This is a genomic window from Sphingomonas silueang (assembly GCF_040049155.1).
GTDB lineage: Bacteria > Pseudomonadota > Alphaproteobacteria > Sphingomonadales > Sphingomonadaceae > Sphingomonas > Sphingomonas silueang.
Map to the genome: position 1 here is coordinate 39,044 of NZ_JBDZDK010000028.1, position 14,355 is coordinate 53,398.

The following is a 14,355-nucleotide window of genomic DNA, read 5'->3' on the forward strand; positions in this document are numbered from 1 at the left end:
GCCCTGATCCGGCTTTGCCGTATCAGACCCCAAGACTCGCTGCTTCGTCCTTCCCGCGCAGGCGGGAATCCATAGTCGCCGACGCTTCGGCAAGATCGCAGCCGTTGCGGCAATGGGTCCCCGCCTGCGCGGGGACGACGGGAATGGGTCGAATATTGCTGTAGCGGGAAAGGCCGGAGTTGTTTGCTCCGGCCTTTCTTTGCGCTAGGGGTATCGTTCAGGTTTCAAATACGCCCGGCGAATCCGTGACGCCGGCACCAGTGCGAGCGCGGGTACGCGCGGGGGATTTGCATGAAGGCGACGATCGAACGCGCGACCCTCCTCAAGGGGCTGAGCCATGTCCAGTCGGTGGTCGAGCGGCGCAACACCATCCCGATCCTGTCCAACGTCCTGATCGAGGCGCGGGAATCGACGATCCGCCTGATGGCGACCGACCTCGACCTCCAGATCGACGAGACGGTGCCCGCCGCGGTCGACCAGCAGGGCGCGATCACCGTGTCGGCGCACACCCTGTTCGACATCGCCCGCAAGCTGCCCGAGGGCGCGCAGGTGCAACTGTCCGCCGCCGAAGGCCGCCTGACCGTGATCGCGGGCCGCGCGCGCTTCAGCCTCGCCACGCTCCCGCGCGACGACTTCCCGGTGATCGCCGAGGGCGAGCTGCCGACCCAGTTCGAGCTGCCCGCCAGGACGCTCAAGGACATCATCGACAAGACGCGCTTCGCCATCTCGACCGAGGAGACGCGCTATTATCTGAACGGCATCTTCCTCCATGTCGCCGAGAACGACGGCAAGCCGGTGCTGAAGGCGGCGGCGACCGACGGCCACCGCCTCGCCCGCATGACGGTCGAGCGGCCGGAGGGCGCGGAAAAGATGCCCGACGTGATCGTGCCGCGCAAATGCGTGGGCGAACTGCGCAAGCTGCTCGACGAGGTGGACGGGTCGGTCGGCGTGTCGCTCTCGGGCAGCAAGATCCGTTTCGACCTGGGGCAGGCGATCCTGACCAGCAAGCTGATCGACGGCACCTTCCCCGATTATTCGCGCGTCATCCCGACCGCGAACGACAAGCTGCTGAAGCTCGATCCGAAGAGCTTCATGGCCGGTGTCGACCGCGTGTCGACCATTGCGACGGAAAAGACCCGCGCGGTCAAGATGGCGCTCGACCGCGACAAGATCACCCTGTCGGTGACGTCGCCCGAAAACGGCGCGGCGGCGGAGGAAGTGCCCGGCGACTATGCCGCGCTGCCGTTCGAGATCGGCTTCAACAGCCGCTACCTGCTCGACATCCTCGGCCAGATCGACAGCGACACCTGCGAAGTGCATCTGGCCGACGCCGCCGCCCCGACGCTGATCCGCGAGAACGACGCCTCGCCCGCGCTGTACGTGCTGATGCCGATGCGGGTGTAATCGAGCGCAGCAAGGAAGAAGGAAGTTTTCGCGCAGAGGCGCAGAGGCGCGGAGAAGGTTCGTTCACGGCTCCGTTTCGCGTCAGCGAAACCTTCCGCCCATCTGCGACGCCTGATCCCTTCGATCGCTGTGCGATCGGGTTCCCCACAGCGAGCGTCCTCCGCGCCTCTGCGCCTCTGCGCGAAAACCTCCTTCGTCTGCCCTTCGCAGCGCCCGCCATATCAACACGTTACGATATCGTTCCGGAACGCTCCGTACCCCCGCCCGTTTAGCCCGTGACCAAGGGGGGGGCGAACGCACATGGACGGCGGAACACGGCACGGCGGGGTGAGCATCGGACAGGTCGCGCGGATCACGCTGACCGTCGTCGCGATCGTCGGGGCGGCATGGCTGCTGGTCAGCCTCGTCCGACTGGTGATGCTGGTGTTCGCCGCCAGCGTGATCGCGGTGCTGTTCAGCGCGCTCGCCCGCCGCATCTGCGCCGCGACGCGCATGCCGCGCGGCCTTGCGCTCGCATTGTCGGTCGTGCTGCTGCTGGGCACGGTGGCGGGCATCTTCTATTTCTTCGGCGCGCAGCTCGTGGCGCAGTTCGATACGATCCGCGAACAGATTCCCCCGGCGCTCGCCGCGATCCAGCGCCAGCTCGACAGCTGGGGCATCGGCGAACCGGCGCGCGAACTGCTGTCGCAGGGGTCGAGCGACGTGTCCTCCCTCATGTCGCGCGCGGGCACCTATGTGCTGACCTTCGGCTCGGGCCTGTCGGATGCAGTGCTGGTGCTGGTCGGCGCGATCTTCCTCGCCGCCGATCCCGAACTCTACCGGCGCGGGCTGGTGAAGATGTTCCCCAGGTCGGTCGACGATGTGGCGCAGCATGCGGTGGACGATGCCGCCGCGGGCCTGCGCGGCTGGATGAAGGGGGAGGCGCTGGCGATCGTCGTCGTGGCGGTGCTGACCGGCGGCGGGCTCTATGCGCTGGGCGTGCCCGCCGCGCTGGGGCTGGGGCTGATCGCCGGGCTGATGGACATCATCCCCTTCGTCGGGCCGATCATCGCCGGGGTGCCCGCGGTGATGCTGGCCTTCACCCAATCGCCGTCCACCGCGCTGTGGACGATCGTGCTGTTCCTCGTCGTGCAGCAGATCCAGGGCAATATCCTGCAACCGATCGTGCAGAAACATGCGGTCGACGTGCCGCCCGCCGTGCTGCTGTTCTCGGTGATCGGGATGGGCATCCTGTTCGGCTTCGTGGGCGTGATCCTTGCCGCACCGCTGACGATCGTGGTGTTCGTGCTGACCCAGCGCATCTATGTGCAGCACCTGCTGGGCCGCGAGATCAAGGTCGCGACCGACGAGGCGAAGGAATAGGGCGTTTTCCGCCCTGCCTGCTCCAGGCCCCCGACCGTTCGTGTCGAGCGCAGTCGAGACACCCAGCGCAGCGTTTGCGGCCCGTCCCTCGACTTCGCTCGGGACGACGGGGGCGGTTCGAGGCGAAAGGCGCGCTACCCCCGCGGCCGCGTCCACAGCAGCGGATCGCGCGGGCGTTCCGGTGCGGGGCGCCAGCGCCCCGCGACATAGGCCCGGGCGATCGCCGCCAGCTTCTCCGCCTTCGACGTCGTCTGCCGTCGGTCCCATGCCGCCGGACCCGCCGCGGCGACCTTGCGCGCGATGCCGCCATAGATGTCCGCCGCCGCCAGCACCGCCCATGCCGATCGCCGCGGCAGCCGCGCCGCGCCGATGCGCGCGCTCGCCTCGTGCAGCGCCGCCCGCGCCGCCATCCGCCGGGCGAGCACCGCGACCTTCGCCGGGTCCGCCATCACGTCCGCCGGATCGATGCCCAGCTCGACCAGCCAGTCGCGCGGCAGATAGCAGCGCCCCGCCGCCGCATCCTCGCGCACGTCGCGCGCGATATTGGCGAGCTGGAACGCGAGGCCCAGGTCGCACGCCCGGTCGAGCGTGTCATGGTCGTGCGGCGACACCCCCATCACCCCGGCCATCAGCCCGCCGACCGCGCCCGCGACATGATAGCAATATTGGTAGAGGTCGCCCTCGCGCACCGGCCGCCAGCCGTCGGCGTCGAGCTGGAACCCGTCGATCACGTCGTGGATGAGGCCATGCGGCAGCGCGACCTCGGCGGCGACGACGCCCAGCGCATCGAACGCCGGATCGCCGGTCGGCTCGCCCGCCAGCGCCGCTGCGGTCCGCGCACGGATCGTCGCGATGCGTTCGGGCGCGTCGTCCAGCCGCTGCATCCCGTGGCCCATGTCCTGCCCGTCCGCCAGGTCGTCGCACGCGCGGCACCACGCATAGAGCAGCCACGCCCGCTCGCGCGTGACAGGATCGAACAGCCGGCTCGCCGCCGCGAAGCTCTTCGAGCCGCGCGCGATGGTGTCGCGGGCATGCTCGACCAGCGCGGCGCGGGGCAGGATCAAAGGTCGGCGCTGCTCATGTGGATGATCGCCTGCACCGGGGTATGCGCCGCCATCTTCGCCAGCAGCGCGTCGAGCGTATCGGCGACGATCAATATGTCGCGGTGCATCGGCCGCATGAAGCCGACCTCGGCCATCTTCGCGACGAAGGCGATCAGATGGTCGTAGAAACCGGCGACGTTGAGCAGCCCCACGGGCTTGGCATGATAGCCGAGCTGCGCCCAGCTCATCGCCTCCCACAATTCGTCCATCGTGCCGGTGCCGCCGGGGATGGTGACGAAGCCGTCGGACAGGTCGGTGAACGCCTGTTTGCGCTGGTGCATCGTGTCGACGACATGGAGTTCGGTGAGGCCCTTGTGCGCCGCCTCCGCCTTGACCAGCGCGGTCGGGATCACCCCGATCACCTCGCCGCCTGCCGCGATCGCGCCGTCGGCGACCGCGCCCATCAGGCCCAGTTTCCCGCCGCCATAGACGACGCCGATGCCCCGTTCCGCCAGCATGCGGCCCACCGCGCGGGCGGATTCGATATAGACGGGATCGGCGGGGGTCGCGGACCCGCAGTACACGGCAAGACGCTTCATGGCCGCGAGCGGTAGGCGAAGTGGGAAGGGGGGGCAAGCGTTCGCCTTGCCTTGCCCCCTCATCCCGTTCGGTTCGAGTAGCGATCGAGCGAAGTCGAGAGCGCGTATCGAGAACGCCTCGCCCCAAACGGGGGCCGTTCTCGACGGACGCTTCTCGACTGCGCTCGAAGCTGCTCGAACCGAACGGTCAGGTCAGGCTTACCCCTCGCCCGCCAGCATCAGCCCCGCGGTCGCCTTCGCGCTCCCGACCACCCCCGGAATCCCCGCGCCCGGATGCGTCCCCGCGCCCACGACATACAGGTTCGGGATATGGTCGTCGCGGTTGTGCGCGCGGAAATAGGCGCTCTGCGTCAGGATCGGCTCCAGCGAGAAGGCCGATCCCTGATACGCATTCAGGTCGCGGGTGAAGTCGCTCGGCATATAGCTGAACTTGGTCACGATCCGCTCGTGGATGTCGGGGATCAGGCGGTGGCCCACCTCGTCGAGGATGCGCTTCTCGAGGATCGGGCCGATCGCGTTCCAGTCGACCGGGAACTTGCCCGTGTGCGGCACCGGGCACAGCGCGTAGAAGGTCGAATGCCCCTCGGGCGCCATCGACGGGTCGGTCACGGTCGGGTGGTGGAGGTAGAGCGAGAAATCCTCGCTCAGCACGCCGTGATCGTAGATGTCCGCCAGCAGCCCCTTATAGCGCGGCCCGAACAGGATCATGTGGTGCGGAATGCCCGGCCACGTCCCCTTCACCCCGAAATGGACGACGAACAGCGACGGCGAGAACCGCTTCTTCTCCAGCCGCTGCGTGGTGCGCCGGGCCGAGCGCGAGCCGACAAGCAGGTCGCGGTAGCTGTGGACCAGATCGGCGTTGGTCGCGACCATGTCGGCCCCCACCACCACGCCGCTCTGCGTCGTGACCCCGGTCGCGCGGTCGCCCAGCGTGTCGATGCTCTTGACCGGATCGCCGAGCATCAGCGTGCCGCCCAGCTTCTCGAACAGCCGCACCATGCCCGCGACGAGGCGATTGGTGCCGCCCATCGCGAACCACACGCCCCCGTCGCGCTCCAGCTTGTGGATCAGCGCATAGATGCTGCTGGTCTTCATCGGATCGCCGCCGACCAGCAGGGTGTGGAACGACAGCGCCTGGCGCAGCTTCTCGTTCTTCACGAACGACGAGACGATCGAATAGACCGATCGCCACGCCTGATATTTGGCGAGCGCGGGCGCGGCTTTGATCATCGATGCGAAGTCGAGGAACGGCACATGCCCCAGCTTCACATAGCCTTCCTCATACACGCCCGCCGAATATTCGAGGAACCTGGCATAGCCCGCGATGTCGTCGGGATCGAGCCTGGCGATTTCCGAACGCAGCAGCGTGTCGTCGTTGGTATAGTCGAAATTGGTGCCGTCGGGCCAGTTGAGCCGGTAGAAGGGCGTGACCTGCCGGAGCGTCACGTCCTCGGAAATGTCGCGACCGGTCAGCGCCCACAATTCCTGCAACGCCTCGGGCGCGGTGATGACGGTGGGGCCGGCATCGAACACGAAGCCGTCGCGTTCCCAGTAATAGGCGCGCCCGCCCGGCTTGTCGCGGCCCTCGATCAGGGTGGTCTGCACCCCTGCCGATTGCAGGCGGATGGCCAGCGCCAGCCCGCCGAATCCCGCCCCGATGACCGCTGCCGTCTTCACCTCATGCTCCCCATCAAACCGCTCGACCCAAAATGGCGCTCACCGCCCGGCCGATCGGCACGGGCGGCTTGCCGATCAGCACCCGCGCCTTGTCGACGAAGGTCGAACGCCCCGCATAGAAGCGCCCGACCAGCTTCGGGTCCAGCCGGTAGAAGCGTTCGAGGATGCGATAGCGTTCCGCCGGTTCGGCGGCGCGGAACAGCATCGTCGCCAGCATCCGGTAATAGCCGCGCGCCTTCCACAGCTGCGCCGCATAATCATGCGTCAGCGTGTGCAGCGCACCGCCCGACCAGTCGCTCGCCTCGGCGACCTTGTGGGCGAGGCGCATCGCATCGGGCAGCGAATAGCCGGTCAGCGGATGGAACAGCCCGGCGCGCATCCCGCCCTTGGCGACGCGGTTGCCGCCCGATCGCCAATATTCCTCGAAGTCGCCGCCCATCGCGACCGGCAGCACGCCCGTCTCGCACCGCCCGACCGCCGCGACCGGCCAGCCCTTCGCTCCCGCATAGGCCGAGATGCGGCCTGCCAGCAGCTGCGTGTCCAGATCGGGGGTGTCGCTGTAATAGGTATCCTCGACGAACAGCGTCGCGGCGTCGAACGGCAGGGTATAGACGAAGCGATAGCCGTCATGCTGCTCGATCGTCGCGTCCATCACGATCGGGCGCTCGACGCCGTGGGGATAGGCGGTCTTGAGCTCCATCCCCATGAACTTCTGCCAGCCGAGGTCGAGCGCGGCGGTATCGCCCGGACCGCGGCAGTCGATGACGCCCTGCGCTTCCACCCGGTCGCCGTCGGCCAGCACCACCGCGGTCGGGCTGGCGCCGAGCACGCGGGCGCCCGTCATCAGCGCCTCGGGCGGCAGCGCACTGTGCACCACCTCGTCCAGCCGTTCGGAGGTGATCGAATAATAGCTGGTGTCGATGGTGCGGGCATGCGCGGGGAAGGCGATGTCGTAGGCGGGCCAGCCGTGCGCGACCAGCGGCGCGATCAGCGCGCGGTACGGCCCCGGCGCATCGCTGCCGAAGAACGACCAGACATGGTTGCCGCCGAAGTGCGCCGATCCCTCGATCAGCCGGATACGCGCATCGGGCCGCCGCTTCGCCGCCGCCAGCGCGATCAGCGCCCCCGACAGTCCCCCGCCGACGATGGCGAGGTCGCAATGATGGATGGTGGGCATCGCCAAGGCCCTAGGCCAGCAGGCAGGGGCTGGCAACGGTGCGCGACCCAAGATCCTCCCCGCTCGCGGGGAGGGGGACCGTCGCCGAAGGCGATGGTGGAGGGGGGTGGCCGCATACGCAACGGTGGCGTTGGAGCTTGCCGCGTGGGAAGCGAAGCGCGGCGGGGGTGTCCGCACACGCCACGGCAGCGTTCGCGGCGACCCCCCTCCACCATGCTGCGCATGGTCCCCCTCCCCGCGAGCGGGGAGGATCTTGGCTGTCATCCAGCGCCGAAACCCGCTACAGCGCCCCCATGTCCATCGCACTCGCCGTCCTGCTTTCCGCCGTGGCGATGACGGTCATCGTCGGCGTACGCTATCTCCTCGCCTCGGGCGGGTTCGCGCTCGCCACCCGCGCGAAGCATCCCGGCCTGTACGTCGGGCTCGACCGGCAGATCGCGAAGGAAATCCGCTGGTCGCTGCTCTCCGCCGCGATCTACGGCGTGCCCGCGGGCGTCGTCGCCTGGGGGTGGCAGCATCGCGGCTGGACGCAGATCTACACCGACGTCCACGCCATGCCGCTGTGGTATCTGCCGCTGTCGGTGCTGCTCTATCTCTTCGCGCACGACACTTGGTTCTACTGGACGCATCGCTGGATGCACGTGCCCAAATGGTTCCGCATCGCCCATGCCGTCCACCATGCCAGCCGTCCGCCGACCGCATGGGCGGCGATGGCGTTCCATCCGATCGAGGCGCTGACCGGCGCTGTGGTAATTCCGCTACTGGTATTCCTGATTCCGATCCATGTCGGGGCACTGGCATTGGTGCTGACGATCATGACGGTTATGGGAGTGACCAACCACATGGGGTGGGAAATCTTTCCGAAGTTCCTGTGGGGGGGGCGGCTGGGAAGTTGGCTGATTACCGCCAGCCATCATCAACGGCATCATGAGAAATACGGGTGTAACTATGGGCTATACTTCCGGTTCTGGGACCGCCTGTGCGGCACCGACGGCGGGCTTGGGGATTTCGCGGGCGAGCGCGCGCGTGCGGCGCGTCGCCGCGAACATCGTGCTGGGGGGCGCGATGCTGGCGACGCTGGGCGGGGCCATGCCGACGGGCACGCTTGACGTCCGCGTCACCGACGTCCGTTCGACCAAGGGCGTCATCCGCCTCTGCCTGACCGCCGAGCCCGAGAATTTCCCCGGCTGCACCGACGATCGCAACGCCGTGACCCGCACCTTTCCGGTGCGCGACGGCGGGGTCCGCATCGCGGGCCTCGGGCGCGGTGCCTATGCCGTGTCGGTGATCCACGACGAGAACAACAACGCCCGGCTGGACACGTTCGCGGGCATCCCGCGCGAAGGCTTCGGCTTTTCGCGCAATCCGGCGATCCGCTTCGGCCCGCCGCGCTTCAGCGCCGCCGAATTCCCGGTCGGTGGTGATGCAACGGTGCAACAGGTAAGGATTCGCTACCTGCTCTAGTCGATCGGCGTGGAGCGAACCGGGGGCGGGCAGCGTTACGCCGCTGCAACATTTTCCCCGGAGCCACGCCCTTGCGCGCCATCACCGCCGCCCTGCTGACCGCCGCCGCCTTCGTCGCGACTCCCGCCCAGGCGCAGGATGCGGCGGTCGCTCCCGCGCCCGAACCGTCCGCCGCCACGATGCGGAACGACGACACCGGCGGCGACTTCTACGTCGTCGGGCTGGGGGCGGCGGTCCTGCCCGATTACGAGGGGTCGGACGACTACAGCTTCTCCCCCGTTCCCGCCGCCACGGGGCGGGTGTCGGGCTTCAACTTCCTGCTCGCGGGCAACCGGCTGAGCGTCGACCTGATCCCCGACGGCGTCGGCCCGACGTGGGACGTGCAGGCGGGGCCGATCGCGGTCGTCAACCTCAACCGCAGCAGCACGAGGGGCATCGACGACGCGCAGGTCCGCGCGCTCGGCAAGGTCGATACCGCGATCGAACTGGGCGGCTATGTCGGCATCGGCAAGACCGGGGTCGTCACCTCCGAATTCGACCGGCTGTCCTTCTCGCTGAGCTATCGCAAGGATGTGGCGGGCGGGCACAAGTCCACCGTCCTCGCCCCCACCATCAACTACGTCACCCCCTTGAGCACCAAGGCGATCGCAGGCGTGTTCGTCTCGGGCGAGCGGGTGGGCGAGGGCTATGCCGACAGCTATTTCTCGATCACCCCGGCGCAGTCGCTGGCGAGCGGCCTGCCCGTCTACAACGCGCGCGGCGGATGGAAGAACTGGACGCTGGGGGCGCTCGCGGGCCGTTCGCTGACCGGCGACCTGCGCTCGGGCCTGCAGGTCTTCGGCACGGTGGTCTATCGCCGCCTGCTGAACGACTTCGCCGACAGCCCGATCGTGTCGCAGAGCGGTTCCGCCGACCAGTGGCTGGGCGCGGTGGGGCTGGCCTACAGCTTCTGACGCAGCGCGCTTGCGGTCCCGCTGCCTGCCGATAGACTGGCGGGCAGGGGGACGGCACATGGCATATGACGAACGGGCACTGCGGGGCGTCGGCGGCTGGCTGGCGTTCCTGATCGTCGCGCTGGGAATCTTTTCGCCGCTCCGGATGCTGCTCCAGGCGATCGCCATCTGGTCGCTCGAGCGCGCGCAGGTACCGGGGTTCGGCGACAATCTCTTCGCGTTCCAGCTGCTCGAATCGGCGGTGATCGCGGTCAGGCTCGCCGGATCGCTCTACCTCGCATGGCGGCTCTATGCGGTCCACCGGCCGGAAACCGTGCCGATCGTCATGTGGGGGCTGTGGCTGCTGGCGATCGGTATCCCGCTGGTCGAGGCGGTGCTGGTCGCGATCGTCACCGGGGTGTCGATCGGCGCGATCCTCGGCGGCGGTCTGATTCCGCTGATCCAGGGTCTGGTCTTCGCCGGGATTTGGACCGCCTATCTGCGCCGCTCGCGCCGGGTCGCCAATACCTATACCCCCGAGTACGCGAGCGCCGACATCTTCGCCTGAACCCTTTGCAACCCTGCCCGGCAGGTCCATAACGGGAACATGGCCGGGCCCGTCCGCAAGATCATCCATGTCGACATGGACGCCTTCTTCGCGTCGGTCGAACAGCGCGATGCGCCCGAACTGCGCGGGCTACCGGTCGCGGTCGGCGGGTCGAGCGGGCGTGGCGTCGTCGCCGCCGCTTCCTACGAGGCGCGCCGCTTCGGCGTGCGCAGCGCCATGCCCTCGGTCACGGCGCTCAGGCGCTGCCCCGACCTGATCTTCGTGCGCCCCCGGTTCGAGGTGTACAAGGCGGTGAGCACGCAGATCCGCGCGATCTTCCACGACTATACCGATCTGGTCGAACCGCTCTCGCTCGACGAAGCCTATCTCGACGTGACCGGCAACCGTCGCGGCCTGCCCAGCGCCACCGCGACGGCGCAGGAAATCCGCACGCGCATCCTGTCCGACACCGGCCTGACCGCATCGGCGGGGATCAGCTACAACAAGTTCCTCGCCAAGCTCGCGTCCGACATGAACAAGCCGAACGGGCAATATGTCATCCCGGTCAAGGCAGGCCCGCGCGTCGTCGCCGGGCTGGAGGTCAAGCGCTTCCACGGCATCGGCCCGCGCACCGCCGAGCGGATGGCGAGCCTCGGCATCCACACCGGCGCCGACCTGCTGCGCTGGGACCTGCCCGATCTCACCCGCAGCTTCGGCAAGGCCGGGCGCTGGTACCACGACATCGCCCGCGGACTGGACGAGCGCCCGGTGCGCCCGAACCGGGTGCGCAAGTCGTCCGGCTCCGAAACCACCTTCCACCACGACCTGACCGATCCCGCCGCGATCGAGGAGCGGGTGCTGGCGATGGCCGACGACGTCTGGGGCTGGGTGGAGAAGACGCGGCAATATGGCCGCACCGTCACGGTGAAGGCCAAATACGGCGACTTCCGCATCGTGACGCGCAGCCGCACCCTCGGATCGCCAGTGCGCGACCGGGCAACCTTGCACGCCACCGCCCGCGCGCTGATCGCGACGCTCTACCCCTTGCGCATGGGGTTGCGGCTGGTCGGGGTGACGCTGGCCGGGTTCGATGGGGGCGATCCGCCGAGCGGGCAACTCGATCTGTTGTAAGGCCGGCCCGCATCCCCGCCGCCCATCGTCATTCCGGCGAAGGCCGGAATCCATTGTGTCGGGTGCCGTCGATCTTGCCGGGCCGTCGCCCCATCCATGGATTCCGGCCTTCGCCGGAATGACGGCGGATCGTGGCTGGTCGACGATCCAGACTTTGACGCCTCGCCACAACCCGCCTACAACCGTGCGGTCCCCGGGGGAGCGTTACCGTCACGCTTGAGAGGAAGGCCGCAGCCTTCGACCCGCTGAACCTGATCCGGCTGACACCGGCGTAGGGAGGGAGCGGCAGCCCCGCATCCCTCCGCTTGGAGTGGAACACAATGGCAGATATCCCCGCACGCGCCGAAATCGGCGTCACCACCGGCCCGATCCGCGGCAGCCGCAAGATCCATGTCGGTCCCCTGAACGTCGCGATGCGCGCGATCGACCTCGACCCGTCGTCGGGCGAGCCGCCGCTCAACGTCTATGACACGTCCGGACCGTACACCGATCCGGACGCGCGGATCGACATCATGGCGGGCCTCCCCCAGCTGCGCCGCGACTGGATCGTCGGGCGGGGCGATGTCGAGAGCTATGCCGCGCGCCAGGTGCGGCCCGAGGACAACGGCCAGCTCGGCCCCGACCGCTCGGGCGGCGTCCAGCCCTTCCCCAACGTAGTCCAGCGCCCCTTGCGCGCGAAGGCGGGCGCGAACGTCAGCCAGATGCACTATGCCCGCCGCGGCATCATCACCCCCGAGATGGAATATGTCGCCACCCGCGAGAATCTCGGCCGCGAGATGCTGCGCGAGTACGTCCGCGACGGCGAGAGCTTCGGCGCGAGCATCCCCGATTACGTGACCCCCGAGTTCGTCCGCGACGAAGTGGCGCGCGGCCGGGCGATCATCCCGTCGAACATCAACCATCCCGAATCCGAACCGATGGCGATCGGGCGCAACTTCCTCGTCAAGATCAACGCCAACATTGGCAATTCGGCGGTCGCATCGAACGTCGCCGCCGAGGTCGACAAGCTCATCTGGGCGATCCGCTGGGGCGCGGACACGGTGATGGACCTGTCGACCGGGCGCAACATCCACGACACCCGCGAATGGATCATCCGCAACTCGCCGGTGCCGATCGGCACGGTGCCGATCTACCAGGCGCTCGAAAAGGTCGGCGGCATCGCCGAGGAGCTGACGTGGGACATCTTCCGCGACACGCTGATCGAACAGGCCGAGCAGGGGGTGGATTACTTCACCATCCATGCGGGCGTGCGCCTGCCGTACATCCCGATGACCGCGAAGCGCGTGACCGGCATCGTCTCGCGCGGCGGATCGATCATGGCGAAATGGTGCCTCGCGCATCATCGCGAATCGTTCCTCTACGAACATTTCGACGAGATCACCGAGATCATGAAGGCGTATGACATCGCCTATTCGCTGGGCGACGGCCTGCGCCCCGGATCGATCGCCGACGCCAACGACGAGGCGCAGTTCAGCGAGCTCTATACGCTGGGCGAACTGACCCACCGCGCATGGGCACAGGACGTGCAGGTCATGATCGAGGGCCCCGGCCATGTGCCGATGCACAAGATCAAGGAGAATATGGACAAGCAGCTGCAGGTCTGCGGCGAGGCGCCCTTCTATACCCTGGGGCCGCTCACCACCGACATCGCGCCGGGATACGACCATATCACCAGCGGCATCGGTGCGGCGATGATCGGCTGGTTCGGCTGCGCGATGCTCTGCTACGTCACGCCCAAGGAGCATCTGGGCCTGCCCGACCGCGACGACGTGAAGGTCGGCGTCGTCACCTACAAGCTCGCCGCCCATGCCGCCGATCTGGCCAAGGGGCACTCGGCGGCCAAGCTGCGCGACGACGCGCTGAGCCGCGCCCGCTTCGACTTCCGCTGGCGCGACCAGTTCAACCTCAGCCTCGATCCCGACACGGCGGAGGATTACCACGACCAGACGCTGCCCGCCGAGGGTGCCAAGACCGCCCATTTCTGTTCGATGTGCGGCCCGAAGTTCTGTTCGATGAAGATCACCGCCGAGGTCCGCGAGTTCGCGGCGAAGCAGAACCAGTCGGCGGACGGTTTCCTCCACGCGACCCCGGCGGACGCCGAGCGCGCGGCGTTCGCGGGCGGCGGTGTCGCCGAGGCCGAAGCGGGCATGGCGGCGATGAGCGAGAAGTTCCGCGAAAAGGGTGGCGAGGTGTATCTGCCGGCGGAGTGAGCAACCGCCCGAAGCTCCTCCCCGCTACGCGGGGAGGGGGACCATGCGCAGCATGGTGGAGGGGGGTGGCCGCAGGCGGGACGGTCGGGGTGCCGCCGCCCCGCCTGCAATTTACGTCAGGGACATTCCGGCAGGCTCAGCAGGTTGTTCGGCTGCTCGCCGTCGTTCTGCGTCTTGAGATACTTGTTACCTAACGCACTCGTGGCGACGATCACCCACACCGATGCGCCATTCGCATGAACGAAAAACCGTGTCATGCCGGTTTCGATCCTGCCGATCGCTTCGCTCTGCGACATGCTCCAGCGGTAGGGGTAACCGCCGCCAACATAAGAAATGCGTTCGTAGGCACTGAACCGGTTGGTCTTGCGGATACATTGGATTTGCAGCGTCTCGGTCATGTCGGTCTCCATTCAGGTTGGACCGACGCGCAGGCATCTGCGTCGGTTGACCGGATACGCGAGGCCCCATACATCCTCGGTTGCTCAGGCTGAGCGCGAGGTGGGATGCCTGCCTCACGGGGTCGCTGTTGGCGCAGCGACCCCAATCCGCATCCAGATCCCCGCGACGGCGGGGAAGGCTTGGCCTCTTCCGACCAACACGGCCCGCTAGGGGGTCCATCCCCTCGTAGAGGGGGAGGCATTATCGAATCGATCGTTCGAAAATGGGTTGGTTCGTCACAAGGCACACTAGGGTCTGTGGGGATTCATCGTGAGTTGATGACGGCGCCGACGAGGTGGATCATGGCTTCGAAGCTGCGGTCGGTTTTGCAGGCTCGCATGGCGATGCGCTTGAACTCCTTGAGCTTGCAG

The 14,355-nt window shown here is 67.8% G+C and carries 13 protein-coding genes and 1 riboswitch; of the genes, 8 read left to right on the plus strand and 5 right to left on the minus strand.

Annotated elements, in window-relative coordinates:
• The first annotated feature begins 291 nt into the window (after positions 1–291).
• Both dnaN and ABLE43_RS18870 read left to right on the plus strand, forming a co-directional pair.
• On the plus strand, positions 292–1,404 hold the full coding sequence (gene dnaN / locus ABLE43_RS18865; protein WP_348979767.1) for a DNA polymerase III subunit beta: 1,113 nt from the start codon (positions 292–294) through the stop codon (positions 1,402–1,404).
• 300 nt (positions 1,405–1,704) lie between these two features.
• Complete coding sequence (locus ABLE43_RS18870; protein ID WP_348979768.1) at positions 1,705–2,766, plus strand: AI-2E family transporter; 1,062 nt, start codon at positions 1,705–1,707, stop codon at positions 2,764–2,766.
• A 134-nt stretch (positions 2,767–2,900) separates the two neighbouring features.
• Here ABLE43_RS18870 and ABLE43_RS18875 read toward each other — a convergent pair whose 3' ends face one another.
• From ABLE43_RS18875 to crtY, 4 genes are all read right to left on the minus strand, one after another.
• The gene (locus ABLE43_RS18875; RefSeq protein ID WP_348979769.1) at positions 2,901–3,830 is read right to left on the minus strand and encodes a phytoene/squalene synthase family protein; all 930 of its coding nucleotides are present in this window, start codon (positions 3,828–3,830) and stop codon (positions 2,901–2,903) included.
• Positions 3,827–4,408, minus strand: coding sequence for an LOG family protein (locus ABLE43_RS18880; protein ID WP_348979770.1), 582 nt, complete (start codon positions 4,406–4,408; stop codon positions 3,827–3,829). Before ABLE43_RS18880 ends, ABLE43_RS18875 begins: the two co-directional genes overlap by 4 nt.
• A gap of 198 nt (positions 4,409–4,606) precedes the next feature.
• A complete protein-coding gene (locus ABLE43_RS18885; RefSeq protein ID WP_348979771.1) occupies positions 4,607–6,085 on the minus strand; it encodes a phytoene desaturase in 1,479 nt (492 codons plus the stop codon).
• A 13-nt stretch (positions 6,086–6,098) separates the two neighbouring features.
• Positions 6,099–7,262 (minus strand): lycopene beta-cyclase CrtY, encoded by a 1,164-nt coding sequence (crtY, locus tag ABLE43_RS18890; RefSeq protein WP_348979772.1) that lies wholly within the window; start codon positions 7,260–7,262, stop codon positions 6,099–6,101.
• 293 nt (positions 7,263–7,555) lie between these two features.
• On the opposite strand from crtY, the gene ABLE43_RS18895 reads away from it, so the two are divergent.
• From ABLE43_RS18895 to thiC, 6 genes are all read left to right on the plus strand, one after another.
• A complete protein-coding gene (locus ABLE43_RS18895; protein WP_348979773.1) occupies positions 7,556–8,371 on the plus strand; it encodes a sterol desaturase family protein in 816 nt (271 codons plus the stop codon).
• Positions 8,328–8,726 carry a DUF2141 domain-containing protein gene (locus ABLE43_RS18900; RefSeq protein WP_348979774.1) on the plus strand — a complete coding sequence of 133 codons (399 nt, stop codon included), beginning with the start codon at positions 8,328–8,330 and terminating at the stop codon, positions 8,724–8,726. Before ABLE43_RS18895 ends, ABLE43_RS18900 begins: the two co-directional genes overlap by 44 nt.
• A gap of 71 nt (positions 8,727–8,797) precedes the next feature.
• Positions 8,798–9,679, plus strand: a complete 882-nt coding sequence (locus ABLE43_RS18905; protein ID WP_348979775.1) for a MipA/OmpV family protein — start codon at positions 8,798–8,800, stop codon at positions 9,677–9,679.
• Positions 9,680–9,737: 58 nt separating this feature from the next.
• On the plus strand, positions 9,738–10,226 hold the full coding sequence (locus tag ABLE43_RS18910; RefSeq protein WP_348979776.1) for a DUF2569 family protein: 489 nt from the start codon (positions 9,738–9,740) through the stop codon (positions 10,224–10,226).
• A 39-nt stretch (positions 10,227–10,265) separates the two neighbouring features.
• Positions 10,266–11,336: a DNA polymerase IV gene (gene dinB / locus ABLE43_RS18915; protein WP_348979777.1), complete on the plus strand. Its 1,071-nt coding sequence runs from the start codon at positions 10,266–10,268 to the stop codon at positions 11,334–11,336.
• A 184-nt stretch (positions 11,337–11,520) separates the two neighbouring features.
• A riboswitch (TPP riboswitch) is annotated at positions 11,521–11,631 on the plus strand.
• A gap of 25 nt (positions 11,632–11,656) precedes the next feature.
• Positions 11,657–13,546 carry a phosphomethylpyrimidine synthase ThiC gene (thiC, locus tag ABLE43_RS18920; RefSeq protein WP_348979778.1) on the plus strand — a complete coding sequence of 630 codons (1,890 nt, stop codon included), beginning with the start codon at positions 11,657–11,659 and terminating at the stop codon, positions 13,544–13,546.
• 116 nt (positions 13,547–13,662) lie between these two features.
• Here thiC and ABLE43_RS18925 read toward each other — a convergent pair whose 3' ends face one another.
• The gene (locus tag ABLE43_RS18925) at positions 13,663–13,944 is read right to left on the minus strand and encodes a DUF3892 domain-containing protein (protein WP_348979779.1); all 282 of its coding nucleotides are present in this window, start codon (positions 13,942–13,944) and stop codon (positions 13,663–13,665) included.
• Positions 13,945–14,355: the final 411 nt, after the last annotated feature.